Raw genomic sequence first — 19,622 nt, 5'->3', positions numbered from 1 at the left:
GAAGACATTAGAAGAAGAGTAACCATCGACCTTCTGTCAAGACTCCATGTCCTTGCAGGGTAATCCGCCAATCAGATTCGGTGGTGGGTACCAGATTCGAAATCTGATGGTATGTATTGCCATCGTGAAGAAGCATTTCTCCGATTTTATACCAGTGATGATGTGCATGATCGCCTAGCCACTTTTGAGCCAACGGAGTCATGCTAGGAACTTCATCAACTAAAAAATCAGGAATAGCATCCCAGTAGTTGAGTCCTGCACCTTTCTCTGGGAGACGGAGTGGCAGCGTAAAAGAAATCACATCTTCAATTTCAAATTTGAATTCTGCTTGTATGTGAGGTTTATCGAGATGGACAGACCCCCCATAGGCCAATCCAGTTGGAAACACCTCATTGCCTTGGTAAATGTGAAAGCCGGGCAATGCAAAATCTCTACAAGTATAAGCCGATCTGCCCAGCTCCTTTTCAAGTACTTCTGTCACTTGACTCAGAAGGGGACCAAAATTTTGAGCAATAACTTCGTTTTCAGAGATACCGTCCCCATGTGCAGAGGTGCCATCCAGATAAGAAGCTCGCCCTAATGTCCAGAAACCATGTAAACCTTTTTGACGATGAATCCACACATGCTTTAAGTCCATAACTTGTTGAGACCATTTTTGGCACTCAGCCTCATCAAGGACGGAAAGGGTTTTATTGTCTTTTAAACTGTCAATCATAAGGGATTCCTCTTAGTTACATTCATTCAGATCAATAGTAATTCAGTTAGTCGGTTCTCAGTGTGCTTACCGGGCTTGCTTTAGCTGCTTGGAAAATGCGATAGCCTACAGTAAAAACAGATACCACTAATAGTACCACTCCGGGAATTAAGAATACTGTCCAATTAATACTGGTATGATAAGGATAGTTTTCGAGCCAGTCACTTCCGAAATAAAATACAAGTGGAGCTGACAAAAGATTTGCAATGATAAGCAGTAGGATGTATTCCCTAGAAAGCAACACCATTATAGAATGTGTGGTCGCTCCTAATACTTTACGGATTGTAATTTCTTTCAGTCTGAGATGTGTAGCAAAAGAGACCAGTGCGAAGAGACCCAGTGATGCTACAAGAACAGCAAAAAGAGTGAAACCAAAAAACAGGTTTCTGAACTGTAGATCTGAACGATATTGACGGTCAAACTCCGTATCCAGAAAATAATAACTGAACGAGTCTCTGGGAAAAAATTTGGCGTAGGCGTTTCTGATGTATTTGACGGTTTCACTGGTTACTTCCGCATTAAGCCTCACAGTGAAATAAGCATTGTAATAGTCTGGACCAAATACAAAAGGAGCCTGGCTTTCTTTTATTGAATTCCAATGAAAGTCTTTCAAAACTCCCAAGACCCTTAATGTATCGCCAACACTGAGAATAATTTTTTGAGAAACTGCTTCTTTAGGAGATATCAATCCAAGGGCTTCAACAGCCTTTTCATTGATAAGCACTCCGTCATCTAACCAAAACATATCATCTCTGACATTACTCCCCGCAACGAGCTCAAGTTCATAAGTCCTTAAAAAATTCTCATCCACAAGAATAATATTTGCCTCGAAGGGTGTGTTATCTAACCCGCCAGATTTTCGGATATTACCGCTCCAGAAAGCACCTTTGAGAGGGACGGAGCTCGTACCACTTATCTCAGCTACATTGTAGTAACCGGATACCTCGTTTTTAAACGACTGATGTCTGTTTTTCAATTCTTCTAACTTTCCCTGCCGTGCCAATTCAAGAACTGCTCTAGGACCATTGATTACTAAAATTTTCTCAGCATCTATGCCCAGCTCCTTATTTTGCATATACGTGATCTGCCGATAAACAAGCAATGCTCCAGAAGCTAACAACAAGGAAACAGTGAACTGGAATACAACCAAAAACTTCTGCGATTTGCTGCGGTTTCCGGAACTTTTCAAGCTTTGAGAAATACTCACTGGCTTAAATGACGAAACCAACAACGATGGGTATAGCCCCGAGACCGTAGATCCTATCATCATGATTATTACATACCAGACCCAGAATTCCCATGTATACAAAATGGAAATCTCCAGCTCAATACCAATGACTCCATTCAGGTACTTCCGAAGTAGCAATGCTAAAGTAAGTGCAATGAAAGAAGAAATGATGTGATAGATAGCTGCCTCGATGACAAACTGACCGACAAGTTGAAACTTGTGAGCACCCAGCACTTTTCTAATACCTAACTCTTTAGTTCTTTTCAAAGAAAATGCTGTGGATAAATTGATGTAATTGATCCATGCAATCAGAAGGACAAAAAAAACAATAACCGCAAAGAGTGCGATGTTTTGAGAGGCTCCGTGATTAGTACTAATATCCCGCGTAAAATCGGAAGTTAAATGAACGTCAATGAGGTTCTGCAATGAAGTTTCAATGTTGATTCCGCTTTCGAGTAATTCAGTTTTTCTATCTACTAGTATTTGATCGATTTTTTCAGTCACTATTTTAGACGCCGAACCGGGAGCTACTTTTATGTAAGTGACAAAATTATCGAGCTTCCAGCCATGATCTACACTATTGTAAATGCGGTTGTTTTCCAAAACAAGCTTCATCGGGAAAACAATATCGAATTGCATGTGGCTATTGGAGGGAGGATCGGCAACAATGCCGGTCACTTCATACGTATTCGTTGCCCAGCCTGCATTTACACTAATTTGCCTGCCCAATGCAGAATCTCTCCCAAAGTATTTTTTAGCAGTGCTTTCTGTCATGACTACACTCTGCTTCTTCTCCAGAACAGTCTCTGCAGACCCTCCGATTAGTTCAAATCCAAAAACAGTAAAGAACTTCTCGTCTACAAACCAGATATTGTCTTCTTGAAAAACAAGTTCTTTCTCTCTGTTTGCAAAAACAAAACCATCTTGCTGAGGGTGAACTCTGATGACTTCTTTTACTTCTGAAACTTGCTGCTGAATGGCATCACGCAGTCCGTAATTCCCAAAAATCCCAGATTCCAGATCTACTTCGCCTCTTTTGCTGTGGTACACAATACGATATATTTCATCTGAATCAGGATGGAATATGTCGAAGCTTTTTTCAAATTGAATAAACTGATATATCAATAAGCCTACAGCCATACTTCCAGCAAGTCCCAAAAGATTGATAAGAGTGAAGGTTTTTCTACGAATAAAATTTCTAAAACCTATAATGAGTGCGTGCTTGTACATTTTATTAGGTAATTAAGTGTAGTTGTCCTGTATCTTAAATTTGAAGGAGGTTTGAATTTCTTGTTCCCATCAAATACTATTTCAGTCCATCAACAATTGCTCTATGTCTCTTTTGATTTTCCCCAGATCAGAGAGATATATCTCAGATTGACACCCTGCTGTTTTCCTTAAAATGGTGCAACCATTTTGGTGGAGTTTGTGGGGTTCCTCGAGATTGAGTACTTCTAAGTCATTAGCGCCGCTAAGCAGCACTTGCTCCTTCATCCAATCTATGTCTTCAATATTTTGCTTTACAGAGACTGTATTATGGAAAACAAGCAATCCCCCCTTAGGATTAATCTTTGGCCAAAACTCAGAAAAAAAATCACGATACTCATAGTGATCATTCCACGCCAAATCAATCCACCTATCCTCCGGAAGTAACTTTTGTGTAAACTTCTGATTTGTGATTGATGTAAAAATATTTTCATGACCTAACTTGTTGACCACGGATTGTAAGTCCTTCACATACTCATGATCTTTAGGCAATTCTTCAAAGTCATAAAGGTGTGGACTGTAGTTATCAAGATAATAGCTCGGTTTTTTTCCGACTGATTTACCTCCAGTCTCATACCAGGTTTGTGCCATTTCTAAGAACTCCTGCTCTATTTGACCTTCTGAATTGAGAGATAAGTCTCCCAAGTCTCGGGATTTTTTGATGAGAGATTCCCTCTCTTCAATAAAGTCTTCGAGATTGTCTCCTAAAGCTCTTAAAATAAAGAGCGTACTATGACCCGATCCAAATTCAACAACGATCTCTGATCGGCTCATTCTAATTAAAGAATACAGGAGCATAGCTACATGCTCGGTCCCTGATCTTCTTCTGTAAGGATTATATCTTGAATAAGCTATTTCTATAAAGTTAGAATCAAGTGGCATTAATTATCAATTTTAAGTGATGCGCTTTATTTTATCATCAAGAAACCTTCAAAACAAATGTATTTCATAATGGTAGTTATGTCAGAAAATCCTGCTCGTCTGAATAAATCAAGATTACCTTGTGTCGAAAAAGGTTCTAAAACTCCCTTTAGACTTTTTGATTTTGTTATAATGTTCTCAGGAGAATACCCATTGTTCAATTTGAACTCAGTGTACAACTGATTAGATATGTCTTGGAATCGAGCATCTGGGCCCCTGACCTTTTCAAAACAAATGAAAGCACCTCCCCAATTTAGCGTGTTGTAAATTTTATTGATTATTAATTGTCTGACTTTTGGTCTGACAAATTGTAATGTGTAATATGAAACAATTAAATCTGCTTTTTCAAAATCAAATTCTACTACATTTGAATGGATAAAATTGACATTGGAGGCTTTTTTATGCTTATTGTTAGCGTACTCTATCATATCTACTTCAATATCCAAACCAACAAATTCAGATTTGATGGAGGAGTGCCTGTTAGCTAATGACTCCAACAGAAGACCAGTGGAACACCCTATGTCATAGCAAATGGAATGATTAGTGAGAAAGAAATCAGATAATTCTAAAATAAGTTGATGTCCTTGTGGATATAAAGGAACAGATTTGAGAATATGATCTTCGAAAGTGATAGGAACCTTACCTGAAAATGACCATGAAGCGTTGTTGACCAATATTTTGTCTCCTGCATCTTTTTCCATAAATGAATAATCAAAAATTTATGTTTTCAAATTTGATAAAATAATAATTATCCCTTCTACTCGTGCCTTTCAAAAACTAGTTTGAGAACTTAAAACCGAGGAGACCCTTACTCATCCCAATTATTATATATTTAATTTTCATATTTTGAAATATTGTCCCAAATTACCTCAAGTTTTTAAACTATTCAAAGCTTTATCTGCAATATAATTAATCCCTCTGAGCAAGCTCAATCCCATATTTACACCTTGAATAATATTAAACTAAACTGTAAGGACAATAATGAAACGATTGCAAAGCAAAACCGATTCGGGCATAGCATTGAGTCAAATCAACACGACACACTTGTGTGAATCGACAATTGATTTAGCCACTTTGATAGGCATATCCGGGTGCTCAGAAAATAATCGGGGTCTAGGAATTCACCTTGTGCTAACTAGAGTTGGAAAACAACTCTAAGTTTATAGTTTTAAAATTAAAGCCAGTCAAACATTTAGCATCAATCACTTTTGCCTACTTCCAGAAATGTTCAAAATCACCAGACTTCAGGTCTTCTATTTGATAGTATTTGTCTTGCTTAGCACGCTAAGCAATTTTATTTTGATCTACATTATCAATTTGGTACTGACCAACGATCCTGGATCGTTAAGCGATCATATTGCCATTTATTTCCTCCTGTGTGTATTCGGTGCCTATGGCATCAACATTTTCTACCAAAAACATCTTAACCATTTCAATTGTCGAATCCTTTATGAGGAAGAAAGAAACATGATTAAGCAAATCATCAATACAGACCTGTCCACCCTTGAAAAAATGGGGACACAAAGACTCTATGCAATTATTGAGGACATTAGGGTCTTTGCGAGGCTACCTGCCGTAGTGACCAATACATTAAGTGCTGGCGTTATGTTATTATTAGGAGTCATTTATATGTTTACGCTATCCTTTATCTCGGCGGCAATCATAGTAGGTATAATTGGATTGATAGCGACAATCTATTTTAAAGTGATGAAATTGATGTCAGATGACATCATGAAACTGCGAAAGCTAGGAGAGCAATACTATGTCTATGTAGATGACCTGTTCAAGGGTTTCAAAAACTTTCGTATAAGTGCAAGAAAACGAGTTATGTTTCTTGAGAAGTTCCTTTACCCAAATCGTCTGGATGCAGAAAAGTTGGATTATCGTGTCAATTTTGTATTTATCTCCCTAAGCATGACCAGCCAATACGGCATGTATATTGTACTTGCCATCATATTATTCGCTTTGCCAGCACTTGAGCTTATTTCATTTGAGGCATTGGTATCTTATGTAGTTGTACTATTATTTATTTCGGGGCCTATTACCGCATTGGTTAACCTCCAAGCTTCATTTACTCGTTTTAGAGTCGCTATCAGAAGAATCAAGGCTTTCAAGGCAGATTTCAAAGAAATTTTAAACGGACAAAACGAAAGAGAGGAGACCACATTTGAATCATTGGAATTTAAAGGGTTGACCTTTCGATACCACAATGAAAATGGTCAGGAAAATTTCACGTTGGGACCTATTGACTTTAGCATTAAACAAGGAGAGGTCGTTTTCATTTCAGGAGGAAATGGCTCAGGCAAAAGTACATTTGTAAACCTGTTCACTGGGCTATATCCTGCATCCGAAGGGCAATTGCTACTGAATGGTAAAACTGAGGAATCCCCCCACATATTTCAGCAACTGATGTCTTCGGTATTCACGGAAGGGCATCTTTTTACATACAATTACCATGGTTTCCCTACTGGAGATAATCCTCAATTTCGCAATCTCGTCGAGATGATGAAGCTAAGTCATCTGATCTCTCCTGATTATCGAGATAACGCTGGAAGACGATTCTCAAAGGGGCAGACCAAAAGGCTTGGACTAATATATGCACTCATGGAGAAAAAACCGATTATCGTCCTAGACGAGTGGGCTGCAGACCAAGACCCCTTCTTCCGTAGGTTCTTTTATGAAGAGTTGATCCCCTCTCTGAAAAAGCAGGGTAAAACTATTTTAGCTGTTACGCATGACGACACATACTATCATCATGCTGATCGGTTGATCCATCTGGACCAAGGTAAAATGCGTAATTCGGAATTGAACTTAATATAATAATAGAAAATTGACTCTTCAACTCTTTGAATATTAATCAATTCTTTTTTAAAATTGATGTTTGAATTCCATTATAACTGGTTCAGTTTTTTTACATGAAAAATATAAAAATAGTACATCTAAGATTTCATCCAACATTCATGCCCTTCTACTATCTAATTGTCTCAGTGCTTTAATAATCTTTATGAACAACATAGAACCTGTTATCTGTGGATTGAAACTCACTCATGATGGTACCGTTGCGGTATTACGAGGCAATGAGCTGATATTTAGCATCGAGATGGAGAAAATTGGCAATAATGCGCGGTTTAGTGCCATTGACGATTTGACCCAGATCTCAAAGCTTCTGAATGATTATGGAATTAAATTGTCTGATGTCAATCACTTTGTGATTGACGGTTGGGCCGGTCTTTCCGATTCGTGGATTGACACCTTTTATAAGGGGGAAAAGCTGCGGTTACAGGTAGGTAATTACAGGGAAAAACACCTGAAGCAGAACATCCTACAATCCAAAAAAAATTCTGGCCTTCTATTAGAACCAGATTTCTCAGCAGACTATTCGTCATTTATGCATGTAACGGGACATTTAGCCAGTGCTTACTGCACCAGTCCTTTTGCCAGCTCTGAGGAAGACAGTTATGTATTGGTGTGGGACGGCGGTATGTTCCCAAGACTTTATCACTATCATTATGAGCAGCATGAAGTCTCAAACCTAGGTCCATTGTTCATGATCACTGGCAATTTTTATCAATTGTTTGCGTCGTATTTCGAACCATTCAACCAGACTAATCCGGATCACTTAGAAGATCTATCCATAGCAGGAAAAGTGATGGCATTTATTGCTAAAGGCCAACCACGAGAGGCATTGATAGAACAATTTGAATCAATTGTAAAAAACCACCTGGAGCTCTCTTTGAACTTTCCCCATTCATTCGTTCAGCGTTTTAAGTCCAATGACGATGGACAGTTCAGTAATGAAGACATTCTGGCATCTATGCATGTCTTTTTACAACGAAAATTGCTGGATGGATTGGGGAAACAGCTTGTTCGCCACTCTTTCAAAACACACAATATTTGCCTGACGGGGGGTTGTGCACTAAATATCAAATGGAATAGTGCCATCAGGAATAGTGGGTTATTTTCCAATGTATGGGTGCATCCGTTCCCAAATGATTCAGGTAGTGCTTTAGGAGCAGCCTGTGCCAAACTGATGGAGGTTAGCGCACATCGGAGCATCCGCTGGAACGTTTATCAAGGTCCTACAGTATCGAGAACAAAAATAGGAGAAAACTGGCATCAGTATTCTGGTGATGCTACGCAGCTGGCAGAACTCCTGGCCAAAGTCCAGAAACCAGTCGTAATCATTGATGGACCGGCCGAACTAGGCCCTAGAGCCCTAGGGAGCAGAAGTATCCTTGCACCAGCCCATTCACCCGAAATGAAAGATATATTGAATCGTATTAAAAATCGCGAACCTTACCGACCTGTTGCACCCATCTGTCTGGAAGAAGATGCACCAGCCATATTTGATCCAGGTAGTGCCGACCCTTACATGCTTTTCGATCATCAGGTGAGAAAGGATTGGATTGAACGAATACCAGCTGTTATTCATCTGGATGGAACCGCCAGACTTCAGACCGTGGGTAAACATGATAACCCTTTTTTATACGAATTGTTACGGGAATATAAGAAGATCACTTCGGTACCTGTTCTCTGTAACACTAGTGCAAATTATAGTGGCAAAGGTTTTTTTCCAGATGTTCGAAGTGTAATGGAATGGGGGATGGTCAACTACATTTGGAGCAATGGACAAATATATATCAAAGAAGGATTTCAGCATCATTTCGAAACGCTAAGTCCCACTAAGGATTTAGTTGGTTCCGAATGAGTTTAAAAGAATTGCTACCCTGTTGAAAGGTGGGGTAACGTTAAGAAGTTAAGAATTAAATAATCTAACCAAATGAGTTGATATGAAAATTTGAAGTCACTAAAATTTGAGCGATGATTTGTCATTTCAACATGAATTATGAACCAGTTATCTCCAATCCAACAGGCTATATGGTTAGATCAGTTAAAAGATCCCGACTCAGCGAAGTATAATATAGGCGGATACATAGTCATTCATGGATCCATTGATGTGGATCTATTTGCGCGATCTGTGAACAAACTAGTGAATCTGCATGATGTTTTCAGCTTTCGATTTGAAGAAGAAAACGGAACGCCCTTCTACACCAAAGAGAACCCTGTTGATACTTCAGAAAACTTTGCTTTTTCAAGCGAAGAGACGCTTGAAAAAGCCATCGAACAAATCGAAGAAGATTTTTTGATTTCCTTTAATATCAAGGAAGGAAAACTTTGGCAACAAAGCTTGATCCGAATAGAAAAGGATCTTTTCGTGTGGTATGCAAAGCTACATCATGTAATTTCGGATGGCTTCTCTTTTCAGCTCCTTTTTCAGGGAGTCAGTGAGCTGTATCACGGAAAAGACCCGGTAGTTCTTCATGAACCTCAGGGTGCCTACACTTCCCAGATTGCTCGCACAAAGCAGTACGAGTCTTCTACTGACTTCGAAAAGGATCGTGAATTCTGGCTTGACAACTACAAGAAAGGCCCTGAGCTCGTGTTTTCCGGAACCTCATCGCGGGAAAAAAACTTCAGTAAAACCTTAATTATCTCTGAAAAAACAAAGGGGGAGATGGAAGCATGTGCCAAAAGATTCAATGTTAGCTTATTTCAGATGCTGTTGGCTCAGATGTCCATCGTGTTTGCAAAATTCTATGCAACTGAGCAAGTTTATGTCGGAGTCCCAACGTTAGGACGCACCAGTAGAGACGAAAAGAAGATCTTCGGCCCATTTCTCAATGTGCTTCCTCTCGCGATATCAGTTCCTGGTTCTAAGTCATTCACAGATCTCATTCGGGACATCAAGGCACATCTATTTTCCTGCTACAGGCATCAGAAATATCAACACAGGCATCTACTAGCTGATTTCTCTCACAGGTACTCTAGACTCTATGACCTGAGGTTTTCCCTTGAAAATTTTGATTATCAGGACAGCGAGTTCGGAGATTATCCCTGTGAAGTGAGGGCTCTTAGCAACCGACAAGAAGACGACCCCATCTCTATACATGTTTTCGGTTATGAATCGGGAGGGCTAAGGATTCGTATAGACTTCAATAGTGGCTATGTGACCGAGGACGAGGCCACGGAACTTACTGTTTCAATAGGTCATATTCTCGAAAATATTGATCACCTTCAGCAAACACAAATCAACGATGTAGGAATTGCAAGCGATGATCAAATTCAGGAAATCCTGAACATATCCAGAGGGCCAGTGGTAGTAAGAGATGAAGAGACATTTCTGGATCTTTGGGAACAAGTCTGCACAGCTCATCCTCATCGAAAAGCGCTGGCATTTAAGGCGCATTACTATTCCTATTATCAAATGAATGAGTTGGTCAATGCCCTGAGCACCAAACTGCAAGCACATGGTGTGAGTACCGGTGTCAAGGTTGGTGTCCTACTGCCTAGATCTCAATATTCAGCCATAACATTACTTGCAATATTAAAGTCTGGTGGTATTTATGTTCCCATTGATGCAGCGTATCCTGATGAACGTAAATATTTTATAATTGAGGACTGTGGCCTTGACTATCTTATTGTAGATAAGACCTACCCTACTCTCCCAGGTATTCAAATCACACTGACGTCGTTGCTGGAAGACTCGAGTAAAGACAATAAGCTACCTACTCGTCCTAAATCACAAGATCCTGCTTACATTATTTACACTTCAGGATCTACAGGACATCCAAAAGGAGTGGTCGTTTCTCACGAGTCTCTTTACGACTATACCTGTACTTTCAAAGACCACTTCAATTTAAATGCTGAGGATGTTGTTTTGCAGCAATCCTCATTTTCCTTTGACACATCCGTTGAGGAAATATTTCCCATTCTAAGCGCCGGTGGCACGTTGGCAATTGAGGAAAATCCTAAGGATTTTCATGAAGTATTAGCAACTTGCGAGCGTGAAAAAGTCACCCTACTAAGCACAAGTCCATTTGTAGTACAATATCTCAATGAGCACTTCGATCAATATAGATTAAACCTGCGAGTGGTGATCAGCGGTGGGGACGTCTTAAAGTCCGATCACATCTCCAGGCTATGGCGGAGATATGAAGTGTACAATACCTACGGCCCTACAGAGAGTACTGTATGTGCTCTTTACCATCATGTTACCTCCGACGAAAAACCAGTTCCAATCGGTCGCCCTATTACGAATCGTCAAGTGTTTTTGATGAACGGAAACAGTCTTTTGCCCCAAGGAGCAATAGGTGAAATTGTGCTAGGAGGAAAAGGTGTGGCTATACGCTATCACGGCAGACCGGAGCAAACAAGTCGGTCATTTACCACAATCAACGAGGAGCGTGTTTATAGAACCGGAGATCTCGGAAAGTGGAACGAAAGGGGTGAGTTAGTGTTCCTAGGTCGAAGAGATCGACAACTGAATTTTCTCGGCCACCGTATAGAAGCCAGAGAAGTAGAGGAAGCATTGAAATCAATTGACAAGTCGATTTCAAATTGTCATTTGGCCATGAAGGAAGTAGCCCAGCGCGTAGTGCTGGTAGCTTACCTAATCGCTGACGCGAAGGAGCAGGAACATTACCTGATCCCTCTCGCTAAGAAATTGCCTTCCATCATGATTCCACAACACATTGTGGTGCTAAATGAGTTCCCAACGCTTGCAAGTGGCAAAATAGACGAGGACGCTTTACCAGCCGCCTCCATAAAAAAATCGCCCGCAGCTCAAACTTTACCTACTACTTCAGAACAGCTAACAGTAGCCAACATCTGGCAAAAACTACTTGGGCTGGATGAAGTAGATATCCACACCAACTTTTTCGAATTGGGAGGACATTCCCTTTTGGCCAATCAATACGTGAGTCATATCCGGGAAATTTGCGCGATAGAAATCACTCTGCGAGATTTTTATGAACAACCAACCATAGCTAAGCAAGCGGAGCTGCTATCGTTAGGAAGTAGTAGCCCAAGATTGGTACTGAAACAAGCTCCTCAACAAGACTACTATCCGCTTTCGTTCTCCCAGGAGCGCCTCTGGTTCTTGCATCACCTGAACCAGTCTAACAAATCCTACAATGTGCCACGAGCGATAGAAATGAAAGGCTCCATTGATTTGGAGCTTCTAATCAAGACCTTCTCCATGCTTATCCTTAAGCACGAAACACTCAGGACCTCGTTTCCCATGATTGATGGCATTCCTTATCAAAAAGTTCACGAGCCATTCGAAATGGATATTCCTACAATTTCACTCGAACATCTAAGTGCTGATGAACAGGGACGACAGATTGATGAGTTTATTGCAAAAGAGGGTATTCACGACTTTGATCTTGACAATGGGCCACTATTAAGGGTCACCCAGCTGAAAAAGTCTCCCAATGAGTCGGTTATTGTGTTTTGCGAACATCATATGATCCATGATGGCTGGACTCAAGGTATCCTATTGCGAGAATTCATTGAAACTTACACCGAACTATCAAAAAATCCGAACTATCAATTTTCAAAACCTGAGTTACAATTCAAGGATTTTGCCTATTGGCAGCAATCCTTCTTCAACGAGGAAAGGTTAGCCAGTCATCTTGATTTCTGGAAAAAGAAGCTCAATGGTCATTTGCCTGAACTCCCGCTTCCGTACAAAACGCAACGTCCTGAAGCCATCAGTGGAAATGGCATATTGATCATCGAGCGTTGGAACAAGACCTTTTCCCAAGAGCTACGGGCATTCAGTCGTCACAATAATGTGACCTTATTTATAACAATGCTGACAGCATTCAAGATCACGTTGAGCAGATTCAGTGGCACAGAAGATATTACAGTTGGCACAGCAGTAGCCAATCGGCGCATAAAAGCTGCGGATCAGCTCTTGGGTATGGTGATCAACACCCTCGTACTTCGAACGCAATTCAACGAGGAAGACGATTTGCTAGGGATGCTGTCTAAAGTTCGAGAATGTTGTTTTGAATCTTACGCCTATGAAGATACCCCTTTCGGCAAAGTAGTTGAGCACGTGAATCCTGAAAGACAACTTGGCATTATGCCGTTGTTCCAATATTTCTTTAGTTTCATGAATACTCCTTCCAAGCACCTTACACTACCTGGTCTGGAACTGGAGGTGTTGGACTCTCACAATTTATCAGCCAAGTTCGATATCAATGTGGTAGTGGTGACCCCCATGGAACAAGCGGCACAAGAAAACATGGAAGCTGAAGAGGGAATATTGGTGGAGTGGGAATACAATTCAGATATTTTCTCCGAAAGTACCATGAAGAGTATGCTGAGTTACTTTCAGAAAGTACTCAGGTACATGATCAGCAAGCCAAACGGCAGGTATACAGACATTGAATGGATTGCTCATGGTGAACAGCAAATGTTGCTTGATCATTGGAAAGGACCTCAAGTCAATTATGATTCAAAACAAACCGTAATCGATCATATCAGAGCTAATGCACTAAAATTCCCGGATCGAGTCGCCGCTTTATTCGAAAACGATGAGTTAACATACAAAGCATTGGACATAAGATCCAGTCAGATTGCCACTACCATATTAGCCAAATCATCACAGCGTGGTGTCCCTATTGCTGTTAGTTTAGACCGATCCCTTGAAATGATCGCTGGCCTGCTAGCTATATGGAAAACTGGCAACGCATATGTGCCAGTCGACCCAGAATTGCCGAATGAGCGTATTGCTTTTATCCTAGAAGATTGTGGGGCAAATGTTTTGCTCACATCAAGCATCTACCAAAGCAGATTCAGCGAAATCACAAGGTGCTCAATACTCAATCTCGACGAACCTATGATGGCAGGAGGTACAGATAATACGACAATCCCTGTTACCCATCAGGATGTGGCCTATATCATCTATACATCAGGAACCACTGGTAAACCTAAAGGCGTAATGGTAGATCACGACAGCTTGGTCAATCGAATTTTGTGGGCGCAGGATTACTTCAGGTTGCAGGCGGACGATCGTGTTCTACAGAAAACAAATTTCACTTTCGATGTCTCTGTGTGGGAATTTTTCTGGCCACTGGTTTCTGGGGCAAGTCTTGCTCTTGCAAAGCCTGGCAAACATGCTGATCCTCAATATTTGCATGAAGCCATTGATCGGTATGGAATCACCACCATTCACTTCGTGCCGCCAATGCTTCCTTCTTTTGCCTTAGCAGCCAAATCCAGTACTTCTTCTCTTCGTAGAATTTTGTGTAGTGGCCAGTCCCTACTGAGCGCTCAGATCAAAAAGATCAGAGAGGCAATGCCAGCCGTAGCATTGTTCAATTTGTATGGTCCAACAGAAGCAACCATTGATGTCACCGTTTATTCGGTAACTGGTGACGAAACCTTGGTACCCATCGGAAAACCAGTAGCAAACACTCAACTGTATGTGTTGGACCGAGAAATGAAAATTGTGCCTACAGGAGTAATTGGGGAGTTATATATCGCAGGTACTCAGGTAGCCAGAGGATACCTTAATCACCCCGAGCTGTCTGAAAAGAAATTTATTTCCGACCTCAAACTATCTCCAAATGGGCGAATATATCGCACCGGCGATCTGGTCAGAACCTTGCCCGATGGCAATCTGGAATTCATTTCAAGAACGGATGACCAGGTCAAAATCAGGGGATTCAGAATAGAACTTGGGGAAATTCAACACGCATTAACCATCCAAAATGGGATCAGTCACGCTGAAGTCGTAGTGGATGCCAACGAGTCAGACTCCTGGCTGAAAGCATTTGTTCAACCAGATGCAAAAAAATATCCCATGTTGCACAGATGTCTGCGCCAAATTAGCATTGGGCGACAGCATTCCAACGACTTAAAAACCCTTTTGAATGGCTCCCCTCTGTTCGCAAAAAACCAAAACGAAGTTAGTTTTCTAGATAAGGAGATATTTCAAAATAATACCTATATGCAACATGGCATTGAGCTTGGCGAAGGAAGTTGTGTCTTTGATGTAGGCGCCAATGTCGGTTCTTTCTCAGTATTCATACGCCAATTGCTTTCCGACGTAAAAATTTACGCTTTTGAGCCAATTCCTGAGGTTTACAATTCTCTACAGGCCAACTGGGACTTGTATGACATCGCTGGAAAGGCCTACCCTCTGGCCGTCTCAGATCAAGCGCAGGAAATAGAGTTCAGTTACTATCCTGGAATGTCCATCCTCTCCCACCACGGGAATCAGGAAGATGATGTCAGAACAACGGTAAAATCCTATATCAAAAAAACCGATGGCACCATCCTGACTGAAGCTGATTTGGATGCGATTCTTAATGAGAAGCTCCAGAAAAGAAAGGTGGTGTGCAAATCAACCACATTATCGAACATTATTAGCGAAGAGAAGATTGACAAGATCGACCTGTTGAAAATAGATGTCGAAAACTCTGAACATCTCGTGATATCAGGCTTGAACAATAAAGATTGGTCAAAAGTTGAGCAAGTAATAATTGAAGTTCATGACATCGATGGAAGAGTCGAGTGGCTTCGTGAACTTTTAACTTCGCATGGCTTTGAAGTTGTACTGGATCAAGAGAGTCAGCTGTCCCAAGATGACAAAATATATAATATCTATGGCCGAAAATCTAGCCGATCTGGTCATACCGAGACTTCGCTAAAGACAGGGGTTCTTTCTGGGTGGGAATCGCCCGCGGTACTCATCCATGAGTATCAGGAACAGTTGAAAAAAACACTCCCCTCCTATATGATTCCAACGGACGTGGTCTTGGTGGATCGTTTGCCTCTCACATCAAGTGGCAAGGTAGACCGAAAAGCGATGCAAGACATACATGGTTTCTCCCAAAAGACAATGGAGACCTATGTCCCTCCGGAGTCTGAGACGGAGCATCGGCTAGTGACGATCTGGAACAATATTCTCAATCTAAATCAGATCAGTGTCACCTCCAGCTTCTTTAGCCTCGGCGGTCACAGCCTCTTGGCTTTTCGGGTGATAAATGCCATTCAAAAGGAGTATGATCTGAACCTAGAGATCAAGTTCCTCTTTGAATTCCCCAACATCAGGGCCATGGCCGTGGAAATCGACAAACTGATCTGGTTCTCCAAAACTGGGACAGAGGGCACAGACATTGAGGTGATTGAAATATGACTAAGCTTAAACTATCGTGTAAAATCAAGAATTGACTATGGATCAAACAGAACATCTTTTGCAACAGCTTCAGGAGGCTGGCATCCGACTAAACCTTGAAAAAGGTGATAAATTGAGCTTGGTTTTTGATAAAGGAACCAAAGTTCCTGAGGCACTTCTGCAACAGGTAAAAGCGCACAAAACGAACCTGATCGTTTATTTATCCAATCTCAATTCAAGGACGAGCTGCGATCAAATACCTAAGTTACCAGAGCAAGAATCCTATGTAATGTCAAATTCTCAAATGAGACTTTGGATACGAAGCAGGCATCCGGATGCCGGTGTAGCATACAATGTGCCTGCTCAATTTGAATTAAAGGGTGGCCATGATACAGCCGTTTTGAAACGTTCTCTGGATCTCGTCATAGCCAGACATGAAATATTGCGCACAACGTTCAAAAAAGACGAGGAGGGTGAAATCAAACAATGGATCACAGCGCCAAAAGATTTTCAGTACGAGATCACTGAAAAGGATTTCTCCAAATCTCCAACTCCACTAGATCAAATGCATGCATACCTTTCGCAGGACATAGCTAAACCATTCGATCTCGTCAAGGGCCCCCTCTTCAGAATCGCACTGTTCCAAGTTGCCACAGATCACCTGATCATCTATGTCAATATGTATCACATCATAAGCGATGGGTGGTCAATGGATGTGCTCAAACGAGACCTCTTCGAATATTATGAGGCTCTAATGTCAAATAGAGCAGCTTCACTACCTGATCTGAGGATACAGTACAAGGATTATGCAGCGTGGCAGCAAGGCCTTCTGCAAGAAGATTCAATTAAAAAGAGTCGTAAATACTGGCTAAATAAATTATCTGGCAAGATTTCATTACTGGATTTTGGCAGTGGTCAAGCACGCCCTAAAATGAAGCAGAGTGCGGGAAATCATCTGATCACACTCATAGATAAAAAAGTTCATAATGATCTGGAACGCTACTGCCAGGATCGCGGAGCAAGCTTGTTCATCGGACTCATGGCTGTTTTGAAAATTTTGACCAACCGGTATACTGGGCAACAAGATATTCTTGTTGGGACCCCTTTGGCTGGCAGGAACCACGTTGATCTTGAAAACCAAATTGGATTTTATGTTAATACGCTGGTCATTCGCAGCAACATCGATACCCGGGCAAGCTTTGAACAGTTGCTCGCATACGAGAAGGCATCCATCATAGAAGCATTCGAGCATCAGGACATGCCTTTCGATGCGCTGGTCAACGAACTAGCGCTGAACAGAGATACCAGCCGAAATCCACTGTTTGACCTGACCATGACCCTGAGACAGTCATCGGTTAGCCAATTCAGTGATGACCTTAAGGCTGGACAGGTGGTGAACCGTGGAGATTGCGTGTCCAGATACGATCTCGATATTACGTTTGAAAAAGTGGGTGACCGACTCGTTTTGGAAGTCAAGTTTGATAAGCACATACTGAATTTAGAACTCATTCAGTCATTTACTCATCATTTTGCACATCTTGCCCATCACCTTTTGAAAAATCATACATCTCCAGTAGCCCAGATTGACCTGCTTAGCGCAGCTGAGAAAGCAATACTGATCAGCGACTTCAATCCAATATCACAGGCACTTGATCCGGATTCAAACCTCATCAGTTTATTCGAAGAGCAAGCCGATCAGATGCCAGATGAATTGGCAATCTCTTTTCTTTCTAAGCATACAACTTACAGACAGTTGCGACAAAGGACCAATCAATTCGCTCATTTTCTACTTAACAAAAAAGGTGTTTTACCTGGAGATCGAGTCGCCATTTCATGTGAACTAAGTGACTGGGTGCTGGTCACGATGATGGCGATATTGAAGGCGGGAGCTGCTTTTGTTCCCATTGACCCTGAAGCTCCCGATGCTCGAAAACAATTTTTACAACAGGACAGCGATGTTGTACTAGTTGTAGATGATGTTTTTTTAATGGAAGCGATCATGGAGCTTTCAAACTTCCCAGACACCAATCCAGAGGTCAAAATAGATGCGGAAGAGTTGGCCTATATTATTTACACTTCAGGGACTACCGGCCAGGCCAAAGGTGTCATGATTCCACACCGATCAATTTATAATTCAATGCTTTGGCAAAAGAATGAAACCAAGATGGATTCTGGTGATGTCATGCTGCAATTAATGAATTACAGCTTTGATGGATTCATCCTTGTTGCATTTCTCCCCTTGATCTCAGGAGGTGCACTGCTAATTGCTGATCAGGATACCCGTAAAGATCCAGAAAAAATAGCCCAGTTGATTGAATCAAATTACATTACAAACCTCTATACGATCCCTGTCCAATTCTCTTCGATCATCGATAGCTTGAAAGAACCGGATAAAGTCCAGTTGAAAAGATCTGTCTTTTGTGGAGACAAGCTGGATGGCAAAATGATCTCAAGATGTAAGGACATCCTCCCCAACGTTGAATTCTTTAACGCTTATGGTCCTACGGAGAATGCCATTGTTTCCACGATGAGTCAACGAATTACCGAAGACGGATACTTCGGGATCGGGACGCCCATTGACAACACCAATGTATTTATTGTGAACGAAGAACTTATGCTGCAACCTTTAGGCGTGGTTGGCGAAATAGGGCTTTCCGGGCTGAGCCTGGCAAAAGGATACCTCAATCAAGATGAATTAACGCAAGAAAAGTTTGTTCCTAACCCTTATATTCCAGGCACGCGACTTTATTTGACAGGAGACTTGGGCAGGTGGAGATCGGATGGTAGGTTGGAATTTGTAGGCCGCAAAGACGATCAGGTAAAAGTAGGAGGCCAACGTGTAGAATTACAAGAACTAAAGCATCACCTGAATGCGTACGATCAAATAATAGAGTCGGTAGTCCTGGCTCGAAAAGTCGCTGGAGAAATTACACTAGTAGCATTTTATCGCTCTAAAAAGGCCATTTCATCAGCCGAACTTCGGAGGTTTCTGGGAAACCGTATCCCTCAATACATGATTCCAGCACATTTTAGGCTTGTCAAGGAATTTCCAATGACTCAAAATAGCAAACTGGACACAGCCAAGTTGTTAGCTATGGATCTCAAACCCATAGACGATCGGGTCCCTCCCAAAAATCCTCTGGAAAGACAACTTCTATCCATTTGGAGTGACCTGCTGGAAGTACCACCAGAGGTAATTGGTGTGAATCATAATTTCTTCCAAATAGGAGGAAATTCCATGAAACTTGTCAAAATGCATCAGCAGATCATGGACGTACTAAAAGCAGACATACCTGTATCTGCTTTTTTTGAGTTTACTACTATCGAGTCGTTATCTCATTACATTCAAAATGTGCAGACTACCGGGGAGCACCCCTCAGGAGAAATTGATGATCAAGTCAAAGAAGCAGACGAAATGTTAAAACTGCTCAATCGGGATGACGTTTGATCCCTGTTAGCATGAACCCCAAAAGGCCCTCACT

8 protein-coding genes are annotated in these 19,622 nt (G+C 41.3%); 4 read left to right on the top strand and 4 right to left on the bottom strand.

Annotated features, from left to right (window positions below):
- Nucleotides 1-7: 7 nt before the first annotated feature.
- The 4 genes from RIC88_RS14170 to RIC88_RS14155 all read right to left on the bottom strand — a co-directional run bounded on the left by RIC88_RS14170 (nucleotide 8) and on the right by RIC88_RS14155 (nucleotide 4,870).
- Complete coding sequence (locus RIC88_RS14170) at nucleotides 8-715, bottom strand: hypothetical protein (RefSeq protein ID WP_350218210.1); 708 nt, start codon at nucleotides 713-715, stop codon at nucleotides 8-10.
- A 46-nt stretch (nucleotides 716-761) separates the two neighbouring features.
- Entirely contained in the window at nucleotides 762-3,212 is a 2,451-nt protein-coding gene (locus RIC88_RS14165; protein WP_350218209.1) for an ABC transporter permease, read from the bottom strand.
- Between the two features lie 81 nt (nucleotides 3,213-3,293).
- Complete coding sequence (locus RIC88_RS14160) at nucleotides 3,294-4,130, bottom strand: O-methyltransferase (protein ID WP_350218208.1); 837 nt, start codon at nucleotides 4,128-4,130, stop codon at nucleotides 3,294-3,296.
- A gap of 26 nt (nucleotides 4,131-4,156) precedes the next feature.
- On the bottom strand, nucleotides 4,157-4,870 hold the full coding sequence (locus RIC88_RS14155; RefSeq protein WP_350218207.1) for a methyltransferase domain-containing protein: 714 nt from the start codon (nucleotides 4,868-4,870) through the stop codon (nucleotides 4,157-4,159).
- A 523-nt stretch (nucleotides 4,871-5,393) separates the two neighbouring features.
- Here RIC88_RS14155 and RIC88_RS14150 point away from each other — a divergent pair.
- From RIC88_RS14150 to RIC88_RS14135, 4 genes are all read left to right on the top strand, one after another.
- On the top strand, nucleotides 5,394-6,989 hold the full coding sequence (locus RIC88_RS14150) for an ATP-binding cassette domain-containing protein (protein WP_350218206.1): 1,596 nt from the start codon (nucleotides 5,394-5,396) through the stop codon (nucleotides 6,987-6,989).
- Nucleotides 6,990-7,173: 184 nt separating this feature from the next.
- Nucleotides 7,174-8,877 (top strand): carbamoyltransferase N-terminal domain-containing protein, encoded by a 1,704-nt coding sequence (locus RIC88_RS14145; RefSeq protein ID WP_350218205.1) that lies wholly within the window; start codon nucleotides 7,174-7,176, stop codon nucleotides 8,875-8,877.
- Nucleotides 8,878-9,015: 138 nt separating this feature from the next.
- Nucleotides 9,016-16,161, top strand: a complete 7,146-nt coding sequence (locus RIC88_RS14140) for a non-ribosomal peptide synthetase (protein WP_350218204.1) — start codon at nucleotides 9,016-9,018, stop codon at nucleotides 16,159-16,161.
- 37 nt (nucleotides 16,162-16,198) lie between these two features.
- Nucleotides 16,199-19,588: a non-ribosomal peptide synthetase gene (locus RIC88_RS14135; protein ID WP_350218203.1), complete on the top strand. Its 3,390-nt coding sequence runs from the start codon at nucleotides 16,199-16,201 to the stop codon at nucleotides 19,586-19,588.
- Nucleotides 19,589-19,622 lie beyond the last annotated feature (34 nt).

It is taken from the genome of Ekhidna sp., from assembly GCF_040220215.1.
Taxonomy (GTDB): domain Bacteria; phylum Bacteroidota; class Bacteroidia; order Cytophagales; family Cyclobacteriaceae; genus Ekhidna.
The sequence above is the reverse complement of the archived record's forward strand: the minus strand, read 5'-3'. Positions and strand labels throughout refer to the sequence as shown.